Genomic DNA, 22,264 nt, shown 5'->3' on the forward strand with positions numbered 1-22,264 from the left:
ACTACGGCGGTGCCCGCGATCCCCGTTCTGCCCGTATCGTTCGGCAGATGCGTCATGATCAGCACGGCGTGCCGCTGACGGCGGCGACCCCCACCGCCGTGGCGGAGTTCGACCGCGCTGTGGACTCCCTGCTGCACCTGCGCGCCGATGTCGGCGACCTGGCCGAGCGGGCCGTGGCCGAGGACCCGCTGCTGCCGATGGGCAACGCGCTGCGCGTGTACCTGTCCGTGCTGAGCACCGACCCGCAGCTCGTGGTGGCCACCACCGACGAGTTCGCCAAGTTCACCAGCCTGGCCGACCCGGCCGCGATGACCGAGACCGAGCGGCTGCACCTGGGCGCGGCGGGCCGCCTGCTACAGGGCGACCTGACCGGTGCCGCCGAGCTGCTGACCGAGGTCAGCGCGCGGCAGCCCCGAGACGCCCTCGCGCTGGCGATCGGCCACCAGCTGGACTTCCTGCTCGGTGCGGCCGGGGCGCTGCGCGACCGGATCGGCGCCGTGCTGCCCTCGTGGAGCGTCGCCGACCCGCACTTCGCGAACCTGCTCGGCATGTACGCCTTCGGCCTGGAGGAGTGCGGGCACTGGGCGGAGGCCGAGCAGACCGGGCTGCGCGCGATGGCCATGGACGCCGCCGACGTGTGGAGCATCCACGCCGTCGGGCACACCCACGAGATGCGCGGGCGCCACGCCGAGGGCATCACCCTGTTCGACCAGCGCCGCGAGGACTGGGACGGGGCCAACCTGATGCGCGTGCACATCTGGTGGCACTACTGCCTGTTCCTGCTCGAAGCCGGTGACCCGGACCGCGCGCTGGCGATCTACGACGCGGAGCTGGCGCCCAGCGGGTCGGAGGGCCTGCTGGAGGTGCTCAACGGGGCGAGCCTGCTGTGGCGGATGCGCCTGGCGGACCTCCCGGTGGCCGACCGCTGGCCCGCGCTGGCCGCGACCTGGCCCGCGCGCATGTCCACCCCGTTCTCCGCGTTCAATGACATGCACGCGGTGATGTGCTACGTCGGCGCGGGGGACGAGCGCGCCGCCGAGGAGCTGATCGCCGACCGCAGGCGCTACCTCGGGCAGGTCTCCGGCAGCGTCACCAACGCGGCGATGACCGCACGGGTCGGGCTGCCGGTGTGCGAGGCGCTGCTGGCGTTCGGCCGCGAACGCTACGCCGAGGCCGTGGACCTGCTCTGGCCGGTGCGCCGCCGGGTGCACGAGTTCGGCGGCAGCCACGCCCAGCGCGACGTCGTGCAGCGCACCCTGGTCGAGGCCGCGCTGCGGTCCGGGCGCACCGAGCAGGCGCGGGTGCTGGTCGGCGAGCGGGTCAGCCTGCGCCCCGACAGCCCGTACAACCAGCTGAAGCTCCGCCAGCTGCGCCAACCCTGAAGCGCGTGTCGGACGTCCCGGTACGGCGTGTCGGCGCTGCCGGGACGGTGTGTTCGCGCTTCCGGTACGAGTTCCCGGCAGCTGGGAAACCGGCCGCCAAGTACGGACACGCGGTGCGCGAAGCGCCGACACGCGGGGGCTTGGGGTCAGTTCAGGCGGATCGCCCGCATCGCGGCGACCAGTTCGGCCACCTGGATCGGGTGGTCCCAGCTCAGGCCGGTCAGCTCGCTGATCCGGTTCAGCCGGTGCCGCACCGTGTTGCGGTGGCAGTACAGGGCCGCCGCCGTGTCCCCGGTGGACCCGCCCGACTCGCACCAGGCCCAGGCCGTGTCCAGCAGCAGCGCCCGGTCCCGCTCGGGCAGTGCCCGCAACGGCGCGAGCACCAGGTGCGCCAGGTGCAGCGCCGTGCCACCGGCCCCGGCGATCATCGTGGCCAGCGGCCGGTCCCCGTAGGCGGCCCACTGCCTGCTGCCGGGCTCGATCGCGGCCAGCGCGAGCCGGGCCTGGCGAGCCGCGTCCGCGGTGCGGTCGATCCGGTCGTAGGGCTGGCTCACCCCCACCCGGCCCCGGGTGTCGAACTCGGGGATGACGGGTCGGCCCACCGAGAGCACACCGAGCTCCTCACCGGCCGTGCGCCGCCACACCACGGGTCCGCCGAGCGCCTCGGCCAGCTCGCCCGGCAGGGCACCCGGCTCGGCGGCCAGCACGCAGAACCAGCCCTGCCGGGGCAGGCCCAGCGCGTCGGCGCTCGCCCAGACCGTTGTGCCGGTGCTCAACAGCGCGTCCACCAGCTCGTTGTGCTCGCGCTCCGTGCGCAGGGTCTGATCTGCCACGACGTCCCGGTACGCGCCCTGCACGACCTCGGAGAACTGGTCGAGCCCCAGCCACAGGGTCTCGGCGTGGTTGAGCAGCGCCTCACGGGTGCGCGGGCCCCGCTCGTCGGCGGCCCCGCGCAGCGCGTTCCAGATGAACCGGGCGCCAACCCGGTAGCTGTGCAACAGGGTCGCCAGCGGAACTCCCTGCTCAGCGCGTCGGCGGCCGTTCTCGCGCGGGGCCGTGTCGTCGAACGGCTCGCGCGCGGCCAGCCCGCGGAAGGCCTGCGCGAGGTTGTCTCGGCAGGTCAGGTACAGGTCCTCGGCGGCAACCACGGCGCTGTCGCCCAGCACCGGTTCGGCGGCGCTGACGATCTCGGCGAGCTCGCGCGCGAGCTCGGGCAGCCGCTCCAGCATGCTGTCGGCGAGCTCCACGAGCAGCGGATCGGGCGGGTCCGTGTGCACAGCTGATTGTGCACGTGCACAACGGGCGAGTGTCAACGGTGTCAGTGCAGCCATGGCGTCGGGCGCGGCACCGGAGCAGGATCGACACCATGACGCAGGCTTTCGGCGGGTACCAGAACGAGATCTACCTCCAGGGCATGGGCGGCACCCGGCCCGCGTTCAGCACCGACGCCACCCGGCTGGAGGAGGCGGCGCGGGGCAAGCTGGAGCCGGAGCCGTTCTGGTACGTCGCCGGCGGCGCGGGCTCGGGCGCGACGATGCGTGCCAACCGCGAGGCGTTCGACCGCTGGCGGCTCGTGCCGCGCATGCTGCGCGAGGTCAGCGAGCGCGACCTGAGCACGACTCTGTTCGGCACGCGGCTGGCCTCCCCGGTGCTGCTGGCGCCGGTCGGCGTGCAGGGCATCGTGCACCCCGACGGCGAGCTGGCCACCGCACGGGCCGCCGCCGCGCTGGACGTGCCGATGATCCTGTCCACCGCCTCCTCGACCGGTATGGCGGAGGTCGCCGAGGCCAACGGGGACGGCCACCGCTGGTACCAGCTGTACTGGCCGCACGATGACGAGGTGACCCTGTCCCTGCTCGACCGGGCCAAGCGCGCCGGGTTCACCGCGCTGGTGGTCACCCTGGACACCTGGACCCTGGCCTGGCGCCCGCACGACCTGGACAACGCGTACCTGCCCTTCCTCAAGGGCACCGGCCTGGCCATCCCGTTCGGCGACCCGGCCTTCCTCGCGGGGCTGGCCAAGCCGCCCGCCGAGGACCTGCCCGCCGCGATCCTGCGCTGGCTGCCCATGTTCAACGGCCGCTCGCACACCTGGGAGCAGCTGTCCCTGCTGCGCGAGAACTGGGACGGCCCGATCGTGCTCAAGGGCATCCAGGACGTGGCTGACGCGCGCCGCGCGGTGGACGCGGGCATGGACGGCATCGTGGTGTCCAACCACGGCGGTCGGCAGGTGGACGGCGCGATCGCCGCGCTGGACGCGCTGCCCGCGGTGGCCGGGGCCGTCGGGGACCAGCTGACCGTGCTGTTCGACTCCGGCATCCGCACCGGCGCCGACGTGATCAAGGCGATCGCGCTGGGCGCCAAGGCGGTGCTGCTGGCCAGGCCGTACGTCTACGGGCTGGCGCTGGACGGGGAGGCCGGGGTGCGGCACGTGCTGCGCAGCCTGCTGGCCGACCTGGACCTGACCCTGGGGCTGGCCGGTCACCGCAGCGTGGCCGAGCTGGGCGCCGACTGTCTGCAGCGGATCTGAGAGGTCGTGACGGTGAGGGCTTTGGTCGTGCTGCCCGCGCACGTGGGCGGGATCAAGTTGGCCGGTGCGGTGGCGGCCGGGCTGGGCGAGGAGTTCGAGACCACGGCGGTGGAGGCGGCGGGGGACGACCCGCGGGCCCTGCGCGAGGCGGAGGTGATCGTCACGGCGCTGGCCCCGGTCACCGCCGAACACCTGGCGCAGGCGGAGAAGCTGCGCTTCGTGCAGTGCGCCAGCCACGGCTTCGACCACGTGGATCTGGACGCCGCCGCCGAACGCGGCATCAGCGTGAGCAACATCGGCTCCACCGACGCCGAGGCGCAGGACGTGGCCGAGCACGCGCTCTGCCTGATCCTGGCGCTGGCCAAACAGCTCATCCCCGGGCACAACGCGTTGCGCGAGGGCAACTGGATCCTGCCCGCGCTCATGCCCGGCATCACGGAGCTGTTCGGCAAGACCCTGGGCGTCGTGGGCTTCGGCGCCATCGGTCAGCAGTTGGCCCGCCGCGCCGCGGCCTTCGACATGAAGCTGGTCTACACCGACACCAAGGACGTGGCCAACCCGTACGGGGCCCAGCGGCTGGAACTGGACGAACTGCTCGCCCAGGCCGACTACGTGTCGCTGCACCTGCCGCTGACCGAGCGGACCCGACACATCCTCGACGCCCGGCGGATCGCGCTGATGAAGCCGACCGCCATCGTGGTGAACACCGCGCGCGGCGGGCTGATCGACCAGGACGCGCTGGCCCAGGCGCTGACCGAGGGCAGGCTCGGCGGCGCGGGCCTGGACGTGTTCGACCCGGAGCCGCCCGGGGCCGACCTGGCCCTGCTGCGCGCGCCGAACGTGGCGCTGTCCCCGCACACCGCGGGCGTCACCAGGGAGACCACCCTGCGCATCGCCAACGCGGCGCTGGTCAACGTGCGGCGTTTCGCCGGGGGTGAGCCGCCACTGGATGTGGTGAACAGCCCGGTGCAGCGGGTTCAACCTGCGAAAACCCACCCAAAGCGGTGAAAAAGGCTGATCTTGTGCGGTCCGCCCGCCGCTGCGGTGTCACGCTCAGAGCGGGGGATGGACCGGACAGGAGGTCACCGCGGTGCACACCACGCGACTGGGCCGGGTCCTGGTACTTGCCGTGCTGTTGCTCGGCGTGAGCGGGACGGGGGCCGCGGCCGATCCGGCGCCGCCACCCGTGCCGCTGCCAGGCGGTTCCAACTACGACTTCTACTACCTCCAGGGCTGCTACCGCGAGCCGTACCACGTGGTCAACGGCTTCAACAGGGCGCCGGACATCATCCGGTACCAGCTGGGGGAGATGCGCAAGGCCGGGCAGAGCAGGCTGACCATCGGCATCTTCCACCACCGGGGCCCCGACTCCGGCACGATCATGGACTCCACCGGCGGCAAGCTGTCCGACCAGAACCGCAGGAACCTCACCGACCTGCTCGCCGCGGTCAAGCAGGCGGGCTTCGCCGAGGTCGCGGTGGCCTTCAACAGCCTGTCCCCGAACAGCCCCAGCGGGTGGTCGTCCTGGCAGCCCGACCTGTACCAGGAGAACTGGCAGCTCATCCAGGACCTGCACCCGGTGATCGCGGGCGCGGGCCTGCCCTACCGCGTGGACCTGGGCAACGAGCTGACCGCCTCGGCGGGGCAGAAGGTCGTGCTCCAGTACGACCAGCAGCTCTGGAAGGACTACACGGCCAAGTTCGGCCGCAACGACTCGGTGGGCTTCTCGGTCAACAGCAACGATCCCAACCAGGTCGGCTCCGTGGGCCAGATCTACGGGACGACCCCGCCGCCCCTGTTCGACATCCACGTCTACGACCAGGAGTACGAGCGGTTCCTGGCCGCCGACACGGCCCTGCGGCAGGCGGGCTACACCACTCAGCCGATCATCGTCGGCGAGTCCTTCTACAACGACAAGGCCGCCGCCGAGGGCTTCGCCAAGGCCAGCAAGCAGACCGGGCGGCAGATCTACTACCTCACCCAGTGGCCCAAGACCCGGGCCAACGTCACCCAGTGCGACCAGGTGGACGTGGCCCCGCCCGCCGACTTCTCCGCTTACAAGGCCGCCGGGTTCTGACGCACCGCGGCGACCGGTTCGGCAGGCTTGATCGGCTTGACAGGCTTGTGGCGCAGCGCGGGCTTCTCCACCCAGCGCCAGCTCGCCGCCGCCAGCGCCAGCACGATCACGGCCGTCAGCAGGGCGTTGAGCCACGGGTTGAGCAGCCCCGCCTGGGCGAGGATCTGCTGCACGGGGAAACCGAGCAGGTAGGTGCCGTAGGACAGGTCGTAGCCCTTGGTGGGCTGGTGCAGGGCGGCAGGCGCGCGGAAGGCCACGGTGAAGGTCGCCACCGCGATGAACAGGATCGAGCCGAGCACGGCGGCCGGGGTCACCCACAGCGCCGCCCAGACCACGGCCGCGGCGGCCAGCGCCCACCACGGCGGCGGGGTCGTGCCGCGGAACGCCCGGAAGGCCATGCCCAGCGCGAAGTACGCGATCGGCACCGCGGTGTCCCAGCCGAGCAGGAAGGGCACCAGCGGGCCGGTGTAGCCGGTGGCCTCGATGGCCGTGGCGACCACACAGGCGGCCACCGCGATCGTGGCGAGCACCCAGCGGCGGCGCAGCGCCCCGAGCAGCCCGAGCACGACCACCGCCACGTAGCAGAGCACCTCGACGCGGATCGTCCACAGTGAACCGTCCACCGCGCCGGGGAACGGGTTGCCCGCGAACACTCCCGGCAGGTCGTACTGCATGGGGATGATCAACAGGTTGCCGCCCAGGAACTTCCACGTCCCCGGGTTGGCGAGGTAGTCGCGCAGGCTCAGCTGGGTGCACAGCGGGCCGAGCACCAGCGCGAGCACCAGGATCACCAGCACGTACGCGGGGTAGATCCGCAGGAAGCGGCGCCCGGCGAACCGGCGCGGGGACGGGTCGCTGAGCCAGCTGCCCGCCACCAGGTAGCCGCTGAGCAGGAAGAACACCCCGACACCCGCGGCCCCGGCATCGGTGCCGCTCAGCGCGGTCAGCGGGTCGGTGTGCCCGGTGAGCACCCAGCTGTGGCCGAACACCACCAGCAGCGCCGCGACCAGTCGGAGCAGGTCGAACGCGTTGCCGTGCCGCAGTGCCGCAGAAATTGTGCCCACGTCGTTCATCCTTGCTGCCGACCGGCCCGGGTCCGGGAAGGCTAGCGCCCGTGACCGTTGGGCAACCGGTGAGGCCCATGCGGAGTCTCCCCGGCCGGAAGTGATCCACTTCAGGGAGAACGAGAATGCACATCACCCTGGTGCGTGCGGCCGCGGCCGCCGCACTCGCACTGACCGCCGTCGCCGGGCCCGCCTCGGCGGCCGATGACGACACCGTGATCGGCCCGGACGGCTTCGGCCCGCTCAAGGTCGGCATGAGCCTGGCCGACGCCAAGGCCACGGGCAAGGTCCGCGACGCGGTCGGTGGCAACGAGTTGTGCCGCGGCTACAACTGGACCTACTCCGAGGGGCCGATGTTGATCATCTCGGCCAAGTTCGGCGTGTACTCCGTCGCCGGCTCGGCCCCGGACGCCCACACCCCGGAGGGCGTGCGGGTCGGGTCGACCACCGAGCAGGTGCGCACGGCATACCCGAAGGCCACCACCAGTGCGAGCAACGGGGTTGAGGTGTTCATAACGCCCACCCCGCAGAACCCGGACAACCGGTACGTCTTCGGCCTGCGCGACGGCAAGGTCGTCGGCTTCGCGCTGCAGTCGGTCGACGCGCACGACTGCGCGGCGGGTTGACCTGTGGTGAGGGGCGTCCGCCGGGCGCCCCTCACCCGCGCGGGTAAGGTCGGGCGGTGAACCCCGTGGACCACCTCGTGTACGCCACCCCAGACCTGGACGGCACCCTGCGCGAGCTGGCCGCGCGCGGGCTGCGACTGAGCCCCGGTGGGCCGCACACCGGTCTGGGCACCCGCAACCACCTCGCCGATCTCGGCGAAGGGCGCTACCTGGAGGTGATCGGCCCCGACCCCGAGCAGGACGGGCCGCCGCTGACCTTCGGCATCGCCGAGCTGACCGCCCCGCGCCTGGCGACCTGGGCCGTGCGCGTGCCCGACCTGGACCGCCTCGCCGCCCACCCCGTCGCGATGTCCCGCCAGCGGCCCGACGGCGTCACCCTGTCGTGGCGGCTCGCCTTCCCGCAGGACAGCCTGCACGGGCTCGTGCCGTTCCTGATCGACTGGGGCGCCAGCGAACACCCCTCCGCCACGGCCGCGCCGGGCGCACGCCTGCTCAGGTTGCACGGCGGCCACCCCGAGCCGGAGTTCGTCCGCGCGCGCCTGACCGAGGTCGGCGCCGACCTGGACCTGGTCCGCGCCGACGAGCCCTGGCTGGCCGCCGTGATCGCCACGCCCTCGGGTGAGGTCGAACTGCGCTGAGGGGGTGTGCCGGCTCGCGACGCAGCCGCGTCACCTAGGTGCCCTTCATGACGGTCAACGTCTCAAAGGGCACCTATGTGACGGCGGGGCGAGCGAGCCGCCGCGCGACGCAGCCGTCCTGTCGTGTCACGAAGGTGCCCTTGACGACGTTGGGTGTCCTGAACGGCACCTTCATGGCGTGCGAGGTGTGGCGGCGACCCGTGCCCCACCGCCGCGAAGGTGCCCTTTGCGACACCCAACGTCTCAAAGGGCACCTTCATGGCATTGGCACCCCGTCAGCGGGCGCCGCTCAGCGAGTCCGCGCGCCGCGAGGCCACGGCGGCGGCCAGGTCGCGCAGCACGGAAACCGTGACGTCCCAACCCATGCACGCGTCGGTGACGCTCTGCCCGTAGGTCAGCGAGGCGGCCTCGCCGAGGGTGAGCTCCTGGCGGCCCGGCACGAGGAAGCTCTCCAGCATGAGGCCGACGACGCCCCGTTCCCCGGCGGCCAGGCGCGCGGCGATGTCGGCGGCGACGGTGGGCTGGCGCAGGTGGTCCTTGCCGCTGTTGCCGTGGCTGCCGTCGACGATGACCCGGCCGGGCAGCCCGGCGGAGTCGAGCCGTGCCAGGGTGTGCTCGACGCTGGCCCGGTCGTAGTTGGGGCCCGCGGAGCTGCCGCGCAGGATGACGTGGCAGTCGGGGTTGCCGCTGGTGGAGAAGATCGCGGCGAGCCCGTCGTCGGTGACGCCGGGGAACACGTGGCTGCTGGCGGCGGCCTTGACGGCGTCCACGGCGGCCTGCACGTCGCCCTCGGTGGAGTTCTTGATACCGATGGGCATGGACAGCCCGCTGCACAGCTGGCGGTGCACCTGGCTCTGCGCGGTGCGGGCGCCGATGGAGCCCCAGCTGACGGTGTCGGCGATGTACTGCGGGGTGATCGGGTCGAGGAACTCGCAGCCCACCGGCAGGCCCAGCGCGAGGATGTCCAGCAGCAGGGCGCGTGCGGCGCGCAGCCCGTGGTTGACGTCGAAGCTGCCGTCCAGGTTCGGGTCGTTGATCAAACCCTTCCAGCCCAGGGTGGTGCGCGGCTTCTCGAAGTAGACCCGCATCACCACGCACAGGTCCTCGGACAGCTCGGCGGACAGCGCGGCGAGCCTGCGGGCGTACTCCAGGCCCGCGGCGGGATCGTGCACGGAGCACGGGCCCACCACCACGAGTAGTCGGTCATCGGCGCCGTCGAGCACGCGGGTGACCGCGGTGCGGCTCTGCACCACCACGGCACGGCCCGCGTCGGTAAGCGGTAGTTCGTCGCGCAGCAGGGCGGGGGACACCATCGGGCGAACCCCGGCGATGCGCTGGTTGTGGACCTGGTCGGTACTGGACACGGTGCTGCTCCTCGTCTCGCAGACCGATCCACTCCGTCGCCGGTCTGCCTGTATCTGGGCAAACAAAAAGGCAGAGGTCGTGGGACCCCTGCCTGAGCCGGCTCTGGATGGCTTGTCGCGGTCAGCGCGTGGTCGCACCGCCGGGCCCACCCAGGGCCGGCTCGCTAAACCACGGATAACGACGCACGAGGTGGAGCATACCCGATGTTGACGACCCCGGTTTAATGGGTCAGTATCAGTCCATTGAAGCGGGACCCCCGATGCGGAAGGCTGGCCGGATGTCGCGAAGCGAAGGTCTGCTCACCGTCGACGAACTGCGCGAGCTGGTCGCCGACGGCACAGTCGACACCGTGCTGGTGGCCATCGCCGACATGCAGGGCAGGTTGCAGGGCAAGCGTTGCGCCGCGAAGTACTTCCTGGACACGGTGCTGGAACACGCCACCGAGGGCTGCAACTACCTGCTCGCGGTGGACGTGGAGATGAACACCGTCAGCGGCTACCAGGTGTCCTCCTGGGAGCGTGGTTACGGGGACTTCGTGATGCGCCCCGACCTGTCCACCCTGCGGCTGACCCCGTGGCTGCCGGGCACCGCCCTGGTCATGTGCGACGTGGAGTGGGAGGACGGCAGCCCGGTCACCGTCTCGCCGCGCCAGGTGCTGCGCCGCCAGCTCGACCGGCTCGCCGAGCGCGGGCTGGCCGCCTTCGTGGGTACCGAGCTGGAGTTCATCGTCTTCGACGACAGCTACGAGCAGGCACACGACCTGGGCTACCGGGACCTGCGCCCGGCCAACCAGTACAACGTGGACTACTCCCTGCTGGGCACCTCGCGCATCGAGCCGCTGCTGCGCCGCATCCGCAACGAGATGGCGGGCGCGGGCATGGTCGTGGAGTCGGCCAAGGGCGAGTGCAACCTCGGCCAGCACGAGATCGTCTTCCGCTACGACGAGGCACTGTCCACCTGCGACGGTCACAGCCTCTACAAGAACGGGGCCAAGGAGATCGCCGCGCAGGAGGGCCGCGCGCTGACCTTCATGGCCAAGTACAACGAGCGCGAGGGCAACTCCTGCCACATCCACCTCAGCCTGCGCGGCACCGACGGGGAGCTGACCTTCGCCGGGGACGGTCCGCACGGCATGTCCGTGCAGGCGCAGCGGTTCATCGCCGGGCAGCTCGCCTGCCTGCGCGAGCTGACCCTGCTGTTCGCGCCGAACGTCAACTCGTACAAGCGTTTCGTGCCGGGAAGCTTCGCGCCGACGGCCGTGGCCTGGGGCCGGGACAACCGGACCTGCGCCCTGCGACTGGTCGGCCACGGGGCGGGCCTGCGCGTGGAGAACCGCGTGCCCGGCGGGGACGTCAACCCCTACCTGGCGGTGGCGGCACTGATCGCGGCCGGTCTGCACGGCATCGACAACGAGCTGGAGCTCCAGCCGGAGCTGACCGGCAACGCCTACACCTCCGGGGCGCCGACCGTGCCCTCGACCCTGCGTGAGGCCGCCGACCTGTTCTCCGCCAGCGAGTTGGCCCGCACGGCCTTCGGCGAGGACGTGGTCGCCCACTACGGCAACGCGGCACGGGTGGAGCTGGCCGCCTTCGAGTCCGCCGTCACCGACTGGGAGCGGGTCCGTGGCTTCGAACGGCTCTGATTCGAGCGGCTCCGGGCGCAGGCCGGTCATCGGCGTCACCACGTATCTGGAGCGAACCCGTTACGGCGCTTGGGATGTCGAGGCCGCGGTGCTGGCCCGCACCTACGTGGACGTGGTCGCCGCGGCGGGCGGCAACCCCGTGCTGCTGCCGCCGCTGGACGACTGGCAGGCCGAGAGCGTGGCCTTCCTGGACGGCCTGGTGCTGGCCGGTGGCGCCGACGTGGACCCGGCCCGCTACGGCCAGCGGCCGCACCCGCGCACCGGTAACCTGCGGCCGGACCGCGACGCGGCGGAGTTCGCGCTGGCGCGGGCCGCGCTGGAGGTGGGCCTGCCGATGATCGGGGTGTGCCGTGGCATGCAGGTGCTCAACGCCGTGCTCGGCGGCACGCTCGTGCAGCACGTGCCGGACGTGACCGGCGCGACCACGCACCAGCCAGCGGTGGGCCAGTTCGCGAACAATCCCGTGTCGCTGGTGCCCGGCAGCAGGCTCGCCGAGATCCTGGGGCCGAGCGCGGTCGTGTCCTGCTCGCATCACCAGGCGATCGACCGGCTCGGCGCGGGCCTGACCGTGGCGGCCACCGCGGCCGACGGCACGATCGAGGCGGTGGAACTGTCCACAGCGGACTTCGTGCTCGGCGTGCAGTGGCATCCCGAGCAGGACGCGGAAGTGCGGCTGTTCAAGGCTTTGGTGGACAACACCAGGAGGAGTGACCGGTGAGTTTCGACGTGATCAACCCCGCGACCGAGGAGTTGGTCCGGACCGTCGAGCTGGCGACGCTGGCCGAGACCGACGCGGCCATCGCCCGCGCCCAGGCCGCGCTGCCCGCGTGGCGTGCGGTCGCGCCGGGGGACCGGGCCCGCCTGCTGCGGCGCTTCGCCGAGGCCATTGACGCCGACCGCGAGCACCTCGCCCAGTTGGAGGTCACCAACTCCGGGCACACCATCGGCAACGCCCGCTGGGAGGCGGGCAACGCGCGCGACGTGGTGCAGTACTACGCGGCGGCCCCGGAACGCCTGTTCGGCAGGCAGATCCCGGTCGCGGGCGGGGTCAACGTGACCTTCAGCGAGCCGCTGGGCGTGGTCGGGGTCATCGTGCCGTGGAACTTCCCGATGCCCATCGCCGCCTGGGGTTTCGCCCCGGCGCTGGCGGCGGGCAACACGGTGCTGGTCAAGCCCGCCGAGCTGACCCCGCTGACCGCGTTGCGACTGGCCGAGCTGGCCAGGCAGGCGGGCATTCCCGAGGACGTGTTCCAGGTGCTGCCCGGTAAGGGATCCGTTGTGGGACAGCGCTTCGTGACGCACCCCGCGGTGCGCAAGGTAGTGTTCACCGGGTCCACCACCGTGGGCAAGCAGATCATGTCCGGCTGCGCGGACCAGGTGAAGCGGGTGACCCTGGAGCTGGGCGGCAAGAGCGCCAACCTGGTGTTCGCCGACGCGGACCTGGAGAAGGCCGCCGCCACCGCGCCGTACGGGGTGTTCGACAACGCGGGGCAGGACTGCTGCGCGCGGTCCCGGATCCTGGTGCAGCGCAGCGTGTACGACCGGTTCATGGAACTGCTGGAGCCCGCGGTCAAGGGCGTCAAGGTGGGCGATCCCGGCAGCGAGGACTCCGAGATGGGACCGCTGATCTCCGCCGCGCACAAGGAGAAGGTCGCCTCCTACGTGCCCGAGGACGCGCCGGTGGCCTTCCGGGGAACCGCCCCGGACGGCCCCGGCTTCTGGTTCCCGCCAACGGTGTTGACCCCGTCGTCCACACAGGACCGATCGGTGGTCGAGGAGATCTTCGGGCCGGTGGTCGTGGTGCTGCCGTTCGAGGATGAGGCGGACGCGGTGCGCATCGCCAACGACAGCGAGTACGGGCTGTCCGGTTCGATCTGGACCCGTGACGTGGCGAGGGCTCTGCGCGTCTCGCGCGGGGTGGAGGCCGGGAACCTGTCGGTCAACTCGCACTCCTCGGTGCGCTACTGGACGCCCTTCGGCGGGTTCAAGCAGTCCGGGCTCGGTCGCGAGCTCGGTCCAGACGCGGTCGCGGCCTTCACCGAGACCAAGAACGTGTTCATCTCCACGGAGGAATGAGGATATGGCTGAGCGTTTGGCCGGTCGGGTCGCCGTCGTCACCGGCGGCGGCAGCGGCATCGGGTTGGCCTCCGTGCGGCGGCTGGCCGCAGAGGGGGCGCGGGTCGTGGTCGCCGACATCGACGCGGTGTCCGGCTCGGCGGCGGCCAAGGAGGTGGACGGCCTGTTCGTGCAGGTGGACGTCACCGACGAGGCCGAGGTGCAGGCCCTGTTCGACAAGGCGGTGGACAGCTACGGCTCGCTGGACATCGCGTTCAACAACGCCGGGATCTCCCCGCCCGAGGACGACTCGATCCTGACCACCGGCATCGAGGCGTGGCAGCGGGTGCAGCAGGTCAACCTGACCTCGGTGTACCTGTGCTGCAAGTACGCGCTGCCGCACATGCGGCGGCAGGGCAAGGGCTCGATCATCAACACGGCCTCGTTCGTGGCCGTGATGGGCGCGGCCACCTCGCAGATCTCCTACACCGCCTCCAAGGGCGGGGTGCTGGCGATGAGCCGCGAGCTGGGTGTGCAGTTCGCCCGCGAGGGCATCCGGGTCAACGCGCTGTGCCCCGGCCCGGTGAACACCCCGCTGCTCAAGGAGTTGTTCGCCAAGGACCCGGAGCGGGCCGCGCGCCGCCTGGTGCACGTGCCGCTGGGCCGGTTCGCCGAGCCGGAGGAGATCGCGGGCGCCGTGGCGTTCCTGGCCAGCGACGACTCCTCCTTCATCACCGCCTCGCAGTTCCTGGTCGACGGCGGCATCTCCGGCGCGTACGTCACCCCGCTGTAGGTGGACACCGCGGGTGACGCGCTGTTCCGCCCGGTGCGGACGGGCAACGCGTTCGAGGAGACGGTGGAACGGCTGCTCCAGGCGATCCGGCTGGGTGTCGTGCCGCCGGGGGAGCGGCTGCCCGCCGAACGGGAGCTGGCCGCCCGCCTCGGGGTCAGCCGCGTCACCCTGCGCGAGGCCCTGCACGCGTTGCAGGAGGCCGGTTTCGTGGAGTCCCGCCGCGGTCGCTACGGCGGGACCTTCATCAGCGCGAGCCTGCCGGTGGGCGGCGGTCCCGTGCCGCCGCCCTCGGTGGGCTCGCTGGAGGACGCGCTGACCCTGCGCACCGCGCTGGAGGCCGGGGCCGCCGAGGCCGCGGCGGCGCGCGTCCTGTCCGGCTACGACCGGGACCACCTGCGCGCCCGCCTCGCCGAGTGCGAGTCGGCCGAGCTGACCGACTACCGGCGCAAGGACTCGCGGCTGCACCTGGCCATCGCCGAGGTGACCGGTTCGGCCTCGCTGACCTCCGCGGTGGCCGACGTGCGGATGCGGCTGAACGAGCTGCTGGACGGCATCCCGTTGCTGCCCCGCAACATCGAGCACTCCAACCAGCAGCACGCGGTGATCGTGGCCGCGGTGCTGGACGGGGACCCGGCCGCGGCGCGCTCGGCGATGACCGAGCACCTGGACGGCACGGCGGCCCTGCTGCGCGGCTTCCTCAGCTGAGAGGCTTTGCTGGGCCGAACGGGCGAGTCGCGTTGCTCGCGGGAAGCGTTGACGGGCCCCGGTGGAAGCGCTCTCATCAAGGGGTCACCGCCGCTGGCCCCTTGACGGGGGCGGCGGTCCCTGCCGTGACAAGGAGGTCACCGATGACTGCCCGTGCACGCCTGCTCGCCGCCGCGGCCGCCTTCCTGGCCATGCTCCCCGCCGCCGTGGCCATCACCGTCTCCGCCCAGCAGACCGCCTCCGCCGCACCCGCGCCACCACCAGGCTTCACCACGGTGTGGACCGAGGACTTCAGCGGCGAGGCCGGGTCCCGGGTCAACGGCGCCAACTGGCTGTACGACACCGGAACCAGCTATCCCGGCGGTGCCGCCCAGTGGGGCACCCACGAGATCGAGACGATGACCGACTCCACCAGCAACGTCTACCTGGACGGTGCCGGTCACCTGGCGATCAAGCCGATCCGCGACGGCAACGGCAACTGGACCTCCGGCCGCATCGAGACCCAGCGCACCGACTTCCAGCCGCCGCCCGGCGGGGTGCTGCGGGTGGAGGGCTCCCTGCGACAGCCCAACGTGAACACCGGCAACGGAGCCGGGTACTGGCCCGCGTTCTGGATGCTCGGCGCGCCGTTCCGAGGGGTCTACACGAACTGGCCCGGCATCGGCGAGCTGGACATCATGGAGGACATCAACGGGCGCAGCTCGGAGTTCTCCACCCTGCACTGCGGGGTCGCGCCCGGCGGGCCCTGCAACGAGTTCACCGGCCTCGGCAGCGGTGAGCGGCCCTGCGGCGGCTGCCAGACCGGGTTCCACACCTACGCCGTGGAACTGGACTACGGCACCAGCCCGCAGCAGCTGCGCTACTACCTGGACGGCAACAACTTCTTCACCATCAACGCCAACCAGGTGGACGCGACCACCTGGAACAACGCCACCCAGCACGGGTTCTTCGTCATCCTCAACGTGGCCATCGGCGGGGACTTCCCGGCGGCCTTCGGCGGCGGCCCCAACGGGTCCACCGTGTCCGGCGAGCCGATGCTGGTCGACTACGTGACCGTGTCCACCAAGGGCGGCAGCGGCGGCACCACGAACCCGCCGACCAGCCAGCCGGGCGGCTCCACCGCGTACAACACGATCGCCGCCAGCGCGCACGCCGACGCCAGCGGCGGGCTGGACCTGAACCGGCTCGGCAACGGGGCGTGGGCCAAGTACCCGGCGCTGGACTTCGGCAGCACCCCGGCGACCCAGTTCCGCGCGCAGGCGGCCTCCGGCGCGGCCAGCGGGGTCAGCGGCCTGGTCGAGGTGCGCCTGGACAGCCGGGACAACGCGCCGATCGGCAGTTTCGCCATAGCCAGCACCGGGGGCTGGGACAGTTGGCGCACGATCCCGGCCAACATCAGCTCGGTGACCGGGGTGCACGACGTGTACCTCACCTTCACCAGCGGGCAGCCTGCCCCGTTCGTGAGTCTCAATTCGTTCGGCTTCGGGCACTGATCCGGGCGTACCTTCTTCTGCGTGAGCACCACCGAACAGCGCGTGGCCGACCAGGGCCTGGTCGGCCCGCGCTCGGTGACCTGGCAGCTGCACGCCGACCCGGCGATGTGGCTGGCCGGGATCACCAGCCTGTTCCTACAGGCCCTGCACCCGCTGGCCGCCGCGGGCGTGGTGCAGAACTCGAACTTCCGCGAGGACCCGCTGGGCAGGCTGGAGCGCACCGCGCGGTTCGTCGGCCTGAGCACCTACGGTCCCACCCAGGACGTGCACAAGGCCGCCGAGCGGGTCCGCGCACTGCACCGGACCCTGCGCGGCAAGGATCCGGAGACCGGCCGGGTGTTCCGCGTGGACGAGCCCGAGCTGCTGCTGTGGGTGCACTGCGCCGAGGTGTCGACCTTCCTCACCGTGGTGCACCGCGCGGGGTTGCGGCTGAGCAAGCCGCAGGCCGACCGTTACCTGCGCGAGCAGCGCGCCTCGGCGGCCCTGGTGGGCCTGCACCCCGAGGACGTGCCGGGCAGCACCGAGGAGATGAGCCGGTACTTCCGGCGGGCCAGGCCCGAGCTGAAACACGGCGAGAACTCCGCCGTGGTGTACCGGTTCCTGCACCGGCCGCCGTTGCAGGGCCCGCTGCGCCACGGCCTGCCCGTGTACGAGCCCGCCGTGGCACACCTCGCGTACTCACTGCTGCCCTCGTGGGCGATCCGGCTCTACGGCGAGCCCGCCTACCCGCCGGTGGTCGCCAGCGCCATGCTGCGGGCCGCCCGCACCGGTGCCCTGCTGATCCCCGCCTCGATCCGCTGGCGCTCGCCCACCGGCTACCTGCCCCGGGCCATCCGCCGGCTCGGCCCGGACGCGCGGCCCTCTGCCCGGTTGCTGCCCGAGTGCTGAGACGGCCTTGTCGGTCCAGGTGCCCTCGCCTAGCGTCGATCACATGGCGCAAGCGGATCTGCTCTGCACGAGGCAGCACGTGGACCTTTGCCACATGTCCAGCGCGCTCTGTCCCGACTGACCCGGCCCCCACCACACCCGAGTCCTAGCCAGGGAGTCAGCCGTGTCCAGCGTGCTCGTCCTGTCCGGAAGTCCGTCCCGTTCCTCCAAGACCGCCCGCGTCGGCGACCACATCGTCGACCGGCTCGGTGTCGGCGGGGTGCGCGCCAGCCACGTCCGGCTGCGCGAACTGCCCGCCGAGGCCCTGCTCGCCGCCGACACCGCGCACCCCGGCATCGCCGAGGTCACCGAGGCCCTGGCCGAGGCCGACGGGGTCGTGCTGGCCACGCCCACCTACAAGGCCGCCTACTCCGGTCTGCTCAAGGTGTTCCTGGACCTGCTGCCCCAGTTCGGCCTCGCGGGCAAGACCGTGCTGCCCATCGCCACCGGCGGCACCATCGCCCACGTGCTCGCACTGGACTACGGGCTGCGCCCGGTGCTCCAGTCGCTGGCGCCCCGGCACGTCATCCAGAGCTACTTCCTGCTCGACCAGCACCTGGAGGTCGCGCCAACCGGGGTGCTCGCCATCAAGCCCGAGACCGAGCGCACGCTCGCCGAGATCGTCGACGAGTTCCGGCACGCGTTGATCACCTCGCGGCCCTTCCAGCGGACCGCCTGAGCCCGGTTCGTACAGTGGTGCCATGGCTTCCCGTGGCGTGCTGCTGACCGTCGCCTGCGCCCTGGGTCTGCTCGGCTCACTCGCCGCGCTGGCCTGGGGCGTGCTCGTGCTCGCCGACGGCCGGGAGCTGCTGCGCCCGGTCATCGCCGAGTTCATCGACGTGCAGTTGGACGGCACCGGGGTCCTCAACCCCGAGGACTTCCTCAACGACGCGTACACCCTGTTCTTCGGCCGCGCCACGTTGTGGCTCGGGCTCGGCTGCTTCGCGCTGGTCGCCACCGTGCTCGTGTGGCTCTGGCAGGGCTGGGCCCGGATCGGGCTCGCCGTGTTCGCCGTGGCCGCGATCGTGCTGGCCCTGCGCGACCTCGCCGACCTCGGCCCCGGCCTGCTCAAGACCCTCGGCGTGCTCTCGGCCGCCGCCCTGCTCGCCGCCCTGGTCCTCCAGTGGCTGCCCGCCACCAACGCCCAGTACCGCACCAAGCGCGAGTCCCGCTCTCGGTGACGCGAGTCCCGCTCAGGGGAGCGCGAGTCCCGGCCTGGGGTTGCTGAAACCCCAGGACAACGTCGGCTGCCGACCCCTAAGGTCCACTGGTGAGAATCGGTCTCTGCCTCGGCGTTGCCCTGCTGGCCTGCGTGGCCGGTTGTCAGTCCGGGACACCCGTTGCGGTGCCCACCACTACCCGGCCGCACTCGACGCGGCACGTGGTGTTGCACATGCGCCCGGTGCTGAGCGACCCGCAGACCGGTGGGCCCCGGTCCGTTCCCGCGTCGGCCGCCCCTGACGCGCCGTCGGATGTCAACGCCGCCAAGGCGATCCGCCAGGACCCGGCACTGGCCACCCAGCCCGGACTGGCCGCCAAGGCGTTCGCCGCCGTGGACTGCGCCAAGCCCGATCCGCTGGCGGGCAAGGACGATCCCGGCCTGCCACTGGCCACCTGTGACACCACGCACAAGTACGAGTACCTGCTCGGCCCCACCTTCCTGGACGGCAAGGCGATCCAGTCCGCGGTGGCCAGCAGGGACGAGCAGGCCGACCAGTGGGTCATCACGGTGGAGTTCACCCCGGCCGCGTCCGCGACCTGGGCCCAGTACACGGGCAAGCACCTCAACGAACAGGTCGCGTTCACTGTGGACGGCCAGGTACTGACCGCGCCGATGATCAATGGGCGGATCAACGGCGCGACCCGGATCAGCGGCAACTTCACCGAGCAGGACGCCCAGGACCTGGCCGATGCGCTGAACAACCACTGACTGTCTGCTCGATCACGGTTGGGCTCGATCACGGTTGGGCGCGCCACACCACCAGAGGGTGTCGGCATTTCTACTCTGCGTTGACGAATTCGGTGCCAGCGCTGGTGTCGTTGCCCGAAACAGCGGCCCAGCGCGACCGGTTGGCACTGAACTCGATCAACCGCACCGCACTTGTCAGGGGTATGTGCAACGCTTGGCCCATGAGCACACCTACCAATGCACCACTGGCCGACACCCCGCTGTTCGAGCAGCTCCTGGAGGAATTGGGTCTGGCGGCCGAGTTCGCCGAGATCCCAGCCGACGTAAGCACCTTGCTGGATCCGGAATGAGCTGAGCTGTTTCAGTCGTAGACCGAGGACAGGCCGTCGACCAGTGCACGGACGGCGGGCTGGAACGCGTGGCCCGCGGGCGTCGCGTAGCCGATGACCAAGCCCTGCTCGGCCATTGGCTGTCGCGAGTAGAACGACAACGGGTGCGTGGCGACCCCGCGCGCGGCCAGGATTCGAGCCACCTCGCGCTGGTCGGGACCCTGCTCGGGCAGCAGCAGGGTGACGTGCAGCCCGGCGGCGATTCCGGTGGGCCGCACCTGGGGCACGCGCTCGCGCAGTGCGTCGAGCAACAGGTCACGGCGCTTGCGGTAGTGCGCGCGCATCCGGCGCAGGTGCCGGTCGAGCCCGCCGCTGTCGAGCAGGTGCGCGAGCGCCACCTGGTCGAAGGTGGGGCAGTGCCGCTCGGCGAGCTTGCGCGCGGCCACGATCGGCTCGACCAGCCGGTGTGGCACCGCCAGCCAGGCCAGCCGGATCGCCGGTGCCAGTGACTTGCTGGCGGTCCCGGCGTACACGACCTGTTCCGGCGCGAGGCCCTGCACGGCGCCGATCGGCTGGCGGTCGTAGCGGAACTCTCCGTCGTAGTCGTCCTCGATCACCAGCGCCCCGCGTTCCCGCGCCCACTCGACCAGGGCCGTGCGTCGCGCCGGGTGCAGGGTCGTGCCGGAGGGCATCTGGTGCGAGGGCGTGACGAGCACGCCGTCGGCCGCGGGCAACTGCTCGACCACGAGCCCGTCGGCGTCCATCGGCACCGGCAGCAGTCGCAGGCCGGTGCCCTCGACGATCTCGTAGTGGAACCGCAGGCCGTAGTTCTCCACGGCCATCGTGGACGCGCCCTGTGCCCGCAGCGCCCCGCTCACCAGCCCGAGTCCCTGGGCGAAGCCCGAGCAGATGATCAACTGCTGCTCGCTGACCCGCACCCCGCGCACCCGGGCCAGGTAGGCGGCCAGCGCACGGCGCAGTGCCGGGTGCCCGCGCGGGTCGCCGTAGCGCAGGTCCTCGTCCGGCACGGTGGCCACGGCGTGCCGCAGCGCCGAGGCCCACTGCGTGCGGGGAAAGCCGCTGACGTCGGGCGTGCCGGGCTCCAGGTTGTGCAGTGCCTGCCCGCGCTGCTTGCCGGGCTCGGGCGGGCTGGGCGGCGTACCGGGCACGGGCGCCACCTCGGTGCTGGTCCGCGAGGTGCTCAGCAGGTAGCCCTCGGCGAGCAACTGCTCGTACGCCTGCACGACGGTGCCCCTGGCCAGCCCGAGGTCCTGGGCCAGCGCCCGGGAGGAGGGCAGCTGCGCGCCCGCGGTCAACCGGCCGGAGCGGATCGCCTCGCGCAGCGCACGCTCCAGCGCCACCCGGCGGCCCAGACCGGGGTCCAGGTCCAGGTGCAGCTCCAGCCCGCCACTGGTCCACGAATTCGCCATCAAGCTGGATCATACGAATGGACCAGATCCTGACTACGGTCGACTCGTGAGTTCCTCAGATCAGATCGTGACCCACGTGCCCCGGCTCAACGTCGCCAAGGAGGCGCCCTCCGCGTACCGGGCGTTGCTGCTGCTGAACAAGACGGTCCACGACGGGGTGGACCCCAAGCTGGCCGAACTGGTCAAGATCCGTGCGTCGCAGCTGAACAGCTGCGGGTTCTGCATCGACATGCACACCACCGAGGCCCGCAAGGCCGGGGAGTCCGAGCGACGCATCTACGCGCTGCCCGCCTTCCGCGAGGTCTCCTTCTACACCGCGCGCGAGTGCGCCGCGCTGGAGCTGACCGAGGCCGTCACCCTGGTCTCCCAGGGCGGGGTGTCCGACCAGGTGTGGGCCGAGGCGGAGAAGCACTTCTCCCCGGAGGAGCTGTCCAACCTGCTGCTGCTGATCGCCACCATCAACGCCTGGAACCGGATCGGGGTCAGCACCCGGCTGCAGCCGCCCGCCGAGGAGGCCTGATGACCGGGCTCGCCGCCCACGCCAAGACCCTGCGTGAGCTGCACCGGCCCGGCGACCCGCTGCTGCTGCCCAACGCCTGGGACGCGGCCACCGCCCGGCTGGTGGCCGAGGCCGGGTTCCCGGTCGTGGCCACCACGAGCCACTCGATCTCGCAGAGCCTGGGATTCGCCGACGGGGAGCAGACCCCGGCGGTGCAGATGCTCGCCGCGGTGCGGCGCATCGCCCGCGCGGTGGACCTGCCGGTAACCGCCGACCTGGAGTCCGGCTACGGACTGGCCGCCGACGAACTGGTGGCCGGTCTGCTGGAGGCGGGGGCGGTCGGCCTCAACTTCGAGGACACCGACCACGGCAACGGCGGGCTGCGCGACCCTGCGGCGCAGGCGGTGCGCATCGCGGGCATCCGCGAGGCCGCCGAGGCCGCGGGCGTGCCGGTAGTGATCAACGCACGGGTGGACGTGTTCCACGACACGACCGAGGACGGCCCGACCCGGGAGCAGTTCACCGACGGGGTGGAGCGCGCCAAGCGCTACCGCGACGCCGGGGCGGACTGCGTGTACCCGATCCTGCTCGCGGACCGGGCGATGATCGGGGAGTTCGTGACCGCCGTGGACTGCCCGGTGAACGTCACGCTGCGTGCCATCGCCCCGCCCCCTGCCGAGCTCGCCGAACTCGGGGTGGCACGGATCAGCCTTGCCACCGGGCTGATGCGCGCCGCGCAGGAGGCCGTGCGGGCCAGGCTGGCGGAGCTGCGCTGAGCACTCGGGCGGGTAGCCGGGAAC

At 71.8% G+C, this 22,264-nt stretch carries 23 protein-coding genes; 19 read left to right on the plus strand and 4 right to left on the minus strand.

Going from position 1 to position 22,264, the window contains the following annotated elements; genetic code table 11:
- Positions 1-47: 47 nt before the first annotated feature.
- Positions 48-1,382: a tetratricopeptide repeat protein gene (locus KALB_RS06955; protein ID WP_025355001.1), complete on the plus strand. Its 1,335-nt coding sequence runs from the start codon at positions 48-50 to the stop codon at positions 1,380-1,382.
- 146 nt (positions 1,383-1,528) lie between these two features.
- Here KALB_RS06955 and KALB_RS06960 read toward each other — a convergent pair whose 3' ends face one another.
- Positions 1,529-2,659 (minus strand): PucR family transcriptional regulator, encoded by a 1,131-nt coding sequence (locus tag KALB_RS06960; RefSeq protein WP_025355002.1) that lies wholly within the window; start codon positions 2,657-2,659, stop codon positions 1,529-1,531.
- A gap of 89 nt (positions 2,660-2,748) precedes the next feature.
- Here KALB_RS06960 and KALB_RS06965 point away from each other — a divergent pair, with 89 nt between their 5' ends.
- The 3 genes from KALB_RS06965 to KALB_RS06975 all read left to right on the plus strand — a co-directional run bounded on the left by KALB_RS06965 (position 2,749) and on the right by KALB_RS06975 (position 5,989).
- Positions 2,749-3,912, plus strand: a complete 1,164-nt coding sequence (locus KALB_RS06965) for a lactate 2-monooxygenase (RefSeq protein WP_025355003.1) — start codon at positions 2,749-2,751, stop codon at positions 3,910-3,912.
- A 12-nt stretch (positions 3,913-3,924) separates the two neighbouring features.
- Positions 3,925-4,920 (plus strand): 2-hydroxyacid dehydrogenase, encoded by a 996-nt coding sequence (locus tag KALB_RS06970; RefSeq protein WP_201771888.1) that lies wholly within the window; start codon positions 3,925-3,927, stop codon positions 4,918-4,920.
- Between the two features lie 82 nt (positions 4,921-5,002).
- Complete coding sequence (locus KALB_RS06975; protein WP_025355005.1) at positions 5,003-5,989, plus strand: hypothetical protein; 987 nt, start codon at positions 5,003-5,005, stop codon at positions 5,987-5,989.
- Here the strand turns inward: KALB_RS06975 and KALB_RS06980 are convergent.
- Entirely contained in the window at positions 5,968-7,053 is a 1,086-nt protein-coding gene (locus KALB_RS06980) for an acyltransferase family protein (protein ID WP_025355006.1), read from the minus strand. The genes KALB_RS06975 and KALB_RS06980 overlap by 22 nt on opposite strands.
- A gap of 125 nt (positions 7,054-7,178) precedes the next feature.
- Between KALB_RS06980 and KALB_RS43695 the strand changes: the two genes are divergently transcribed.
- Together KALB_RS43695 and KALB_RS06990 are read left to right on the plus strand one after the other, a co-directional pair.
- Positions 7,179-7,679 (plus strand): hypothetical protein, encoded by a 501-nt coding sequence (locus tag KALB_RS43695; RefSeq protein WP_025355007.1) that lies wholly within the window; start codon positions 7,179-7,181, stop codon positions 7,677-7,679.
- Between the two features lie 56 nt (positions 7,680-7,735).
- A complete protein-coding gene (locus KALB_RS06990; protein ID WP_042220280.1) occupies positions 7,736-8,317 on the plus strand; it encodes a VOC family protein in 582 nt (193 codons plus the stop codon).
- Between the two features lie 275 nt (positions 8,318-8,592).
- Here KALB_RS06990 and KALB_RS06995 read toward each other — a convergent pair whose 3' ends face one another.
- Positions 8,593-9,681, minus strand: coding sequence for a 3-deoxy-7-phosphoheptulonate synthase (locus KALB_RS06995; RefSeq protein WP_025355009.1), 1,089 nt, complete (start codon positions 9,679-9,681; stop codon positions 8,593-8,595).
- Between the two features lie 278 nt (positions 9,682-9,959).
- Here KALB_RS06995 and KALB_RS07000 point away from each other — a divergent pair, with 278 nt between their 5' ends.
- The 11 genes from KALB_RS07000 to KALB_RS46325 all read left to right on the plus strand — a co-directional run bounded on the left by KALB_RS07000 (position 9,960) and on the right by KALB_RS46325 (position 19,556).
- Positions 9,960-11,324, plus strand: a complete 1,365-nt coding sequence (locus KALB_RS07000) for a glutamine synthetase family protein (protein WP_025355010.1) — start codon at positions 9,960-9,962, stop codon at positions 11,322-11,324.
- Positions 11,305-12,042 carry a gamma-glutamyl-gamma-aminobutyrate hydrolase family protein gene (locus tag KALB_RS07005; protein WP_025355011.1) on the plus strand — a complete coding sequence of 246 codons (738 nt, stop codon included), beginning with the start codon at positions 11,305-11,307 and terminating at the stop codon, positions 12,040-12,042. Before KALB_RS07000 ends, KALB_RS07005 begins: the two co-directional genes overlap by 20 nt.
- Positions 12,039-13,400 carry an aldehyde dehydrogenase family protein gene (locus tag KALB_RS07010; protein WP_025355012.1) on the plus strand — a complete coding sequence of 454 codons (1,362 nt, stop codon included), beginning with the start codon at positions 12,039-12,041 and terminating at the stop codon, positions 13,398-13,400. The genes KALB_RS07005 and KALB_RS07010 overlap by 4 nt, the downstream gene beginning before the upstream one ends.
- A 4-nt stretch (positions 13,401-13,404) precedes the next feature.
- The gene (locus KALB_RS07015; RefSeq protein WP_025355013.1) at positions 13,405-14,172 is read left to right on the plus strand and encodes a 3-oxoacyl-ACP reductase; all 768 of its coding nucleotides are present in this window, start codon (positions 13,405-13,407) and stop codon (positions 14,170-14,172) included.
- Positions 14,173-14,877, plus strand: a complete 705-nt coding sequence (locus KALB_RS07020; RefSeq protein WP_025355014.1) for a FadR/GntR family transcriptional regulator — start codon at positions 14,173-14,175, stop codon at positions 14,875-14,877.
- Positions 14,878-15,020: 143 nt separating this feature from the next.
- The gene (locus KALB_RS07025) at positions 15,021-16,370 is read left to right on the plus strand and encodes a carbohydrate-binding protein (protein WP_030108384.1); all 1,350 of its coding nucleotides are present in this window, start codon (positions 15,021-15,023) and stop codon (positions 16,368-16,370) included.
- 21 nt (positions 16,371-16,391) lie between these two features.
- Positions 16,392-17,258 carry an oxygenase MpaB family protein gene (locus tag KALB_RS07030; RefSeq protein ID WP_236650195.1) on the plus strand — a complete coding sequence of 289 codons (867 nt, stop codon included), beginning with the start codon at positions 16,392-16,394 and terminating at the stop codon, positions 17,256-17,258.
- A 163-nt stretch (positions 17,259-17,421) separates the two neighbouring features.
- Positions 17,422-17,976: an NADPH-dependent FMN reductase gene (ssuE, locus tag KALB_RS07035; RefSeq protein WP_025355017.1), complete on the plus strand. Its 555-nt coding sequence runs from the start codon at positions 17,422-17,424 to the stop codon at positions 17,974-17,976.
- A 22-nt stretch (positions 17,977-17,998) separates the two neighbouring features.
- The gene (locus KALB_RS07040) at positions 17,999-18,478 is read left to right on the plus strand and encodes a hypothetical protein (RefSeq protein ID WP_030108385.1); all 480 of its coding nucleotides are present in this window, start codon (positions 17,999-18,001) and stop codon (positions 18,476-18,478) included.
- Between the two features lie 89 nt (positions 18,479-18,567).
- Positions 18,568-19,227 (plus strand): SecDF P1 head subdomain-containing protein, encoded by a 660-nt coding sequence (locus KALB_RS07045; protein ID WP_148309380.1) that lies wholly within the window; start codon positions 18,568-18,570, stop codon positions 19,225-19,227.
- 92 nt (positions 19,228-19,319) lie between these two features.
- Positions 19,320-19,556, plus strand: coding sequence for a hypothetical protein (locus KALB_RS46325; protein ID WP_030108386.1), 237 nt, complete (start codon positions 19,320-19,322; stop codon positions 19,554-19,556).
- Between the two features lie 11 nt (positions 19,557-19,567).
- On the opposite strand, the gene pdxR is transcribed toward KALB_RS46325, so the two are convergent.
- Positions 19,568-20,965 (minus strand): MocR-like pyridoxine biosynthesis transcription factor PdxR, encoded by a 1,398-nt coding sequence (gene pdxR, locus KALB_RS07050; protein ID WP_025355020.1) that lies wholly within the window; start codon positions 20,963-20,965, stop codon positions 19,568-19,570.
- 46 nt (positions 20,966-21,011) lie between these two features.
- Between pdxR and KALB_RS07055 the strand changes: the two genes are divergently transcribed.
- Both KALB_RS07055 and KALB_RS07060 read left to right on the plus strand, forming a co-directional pair.
- Positions 21,012-21,485 carry a carboxymuconolactone decarboxylase family protein gene (locus KALB_RS07055; protein ID WP_025355021.1) on the plus strand — a complete coding sequence of 158 codons (474 nt, stop codon included), beginning with the start codon at positions 21,012-21,014 and terminating at the stop codon, positions 21,483-21,485.
- A complete protein-coding gene (locus KALB_RS07060) occupies positions 21,485-22,240 on the plus strand; it encodes an isocitrate lyase/PEP mutase family protein (protein WP_025355022.1) in 756 nt (251 codons plus the stop codon). The genes KALB_RS07055 and KALB_RS07060 overlap by 1 nt, the downstream gene beginning before the upstream one ends.
- Positions 22,241-22,264 lie beyond the last annotated feature (24 nt).

Source organism: Kutzneria viridogrisea DSM 43870 (genome assembly GCF_000525635.1).
Lineage (GTDB): Bacteria > Actinomycetota > Actinomycetes > Mycobacteriales > Pseudonocardiaceae > Kutzneria > Kutzneria viridogrisea.

Coding starts and splice junctions, on each gene's coding strand:
- KALB_RS06955 (WP_025355001.1), top strand. CDS start 48: ATGCGTCATGATCAGCACGGCGTGCCGCTGACGGCGGCGACCCCCACC.
- KALB_RS06965 (WP_025355003.1), top strand. CDS start 2,749: ATGACGCAGGCTTTCGGCGGGTACCAGAACGAGATCTACCTCCAGGGC.
- KALB_RS43695 (WP_025355007.1), top strand. CDS start 7,179: ATGCACATCACCCTGGTGCGTGCGGCCGCGGCCGCCGCACTCGCACTG.
- KALB_RS07000 (WP_025355010.1), top strand. CDS start 9,960: ATGTCGCGAAGCGAAGGTCTGCTCACCGTCGACGAACTGCGCGAGCTG.
- KALB_RS07015 (WP_025355013.1), top strand. CDS start 13,405: ATGGCTGAGCGTTTGGCCGGTCGGGTCGCCGTCGTCACCGGCGGCGGC.
- KALB_RS07025 (WP_030108384.1), top strand. CDS start 15,021: ATGACTGCCCGTGCACGCCTGCTCGCCGCCGCGGCCGCCTTCCTGGCC.
- KALB_RS07040 (WP_030108385.1), top strand. CDS start 17,999: ATGGCTTCCCGTGGCGTGCTGCTGACCGTCGCCTGCGCCCTGGGTCTG.
- pdxR (WP_025355020.1), bottom strand. CDS start 20,965: ATGGCGAATTCGTGGACCAGTGGCGGGCTGGAGCTGCACCTGGACCTG.
- KALB_RS07060 (WP_025355022.1), top strand. CDS start 21,485: ATGACCGGGCTCGCCGCCCACGCCAAGACCCTGCGTGAGCTGCACCGG.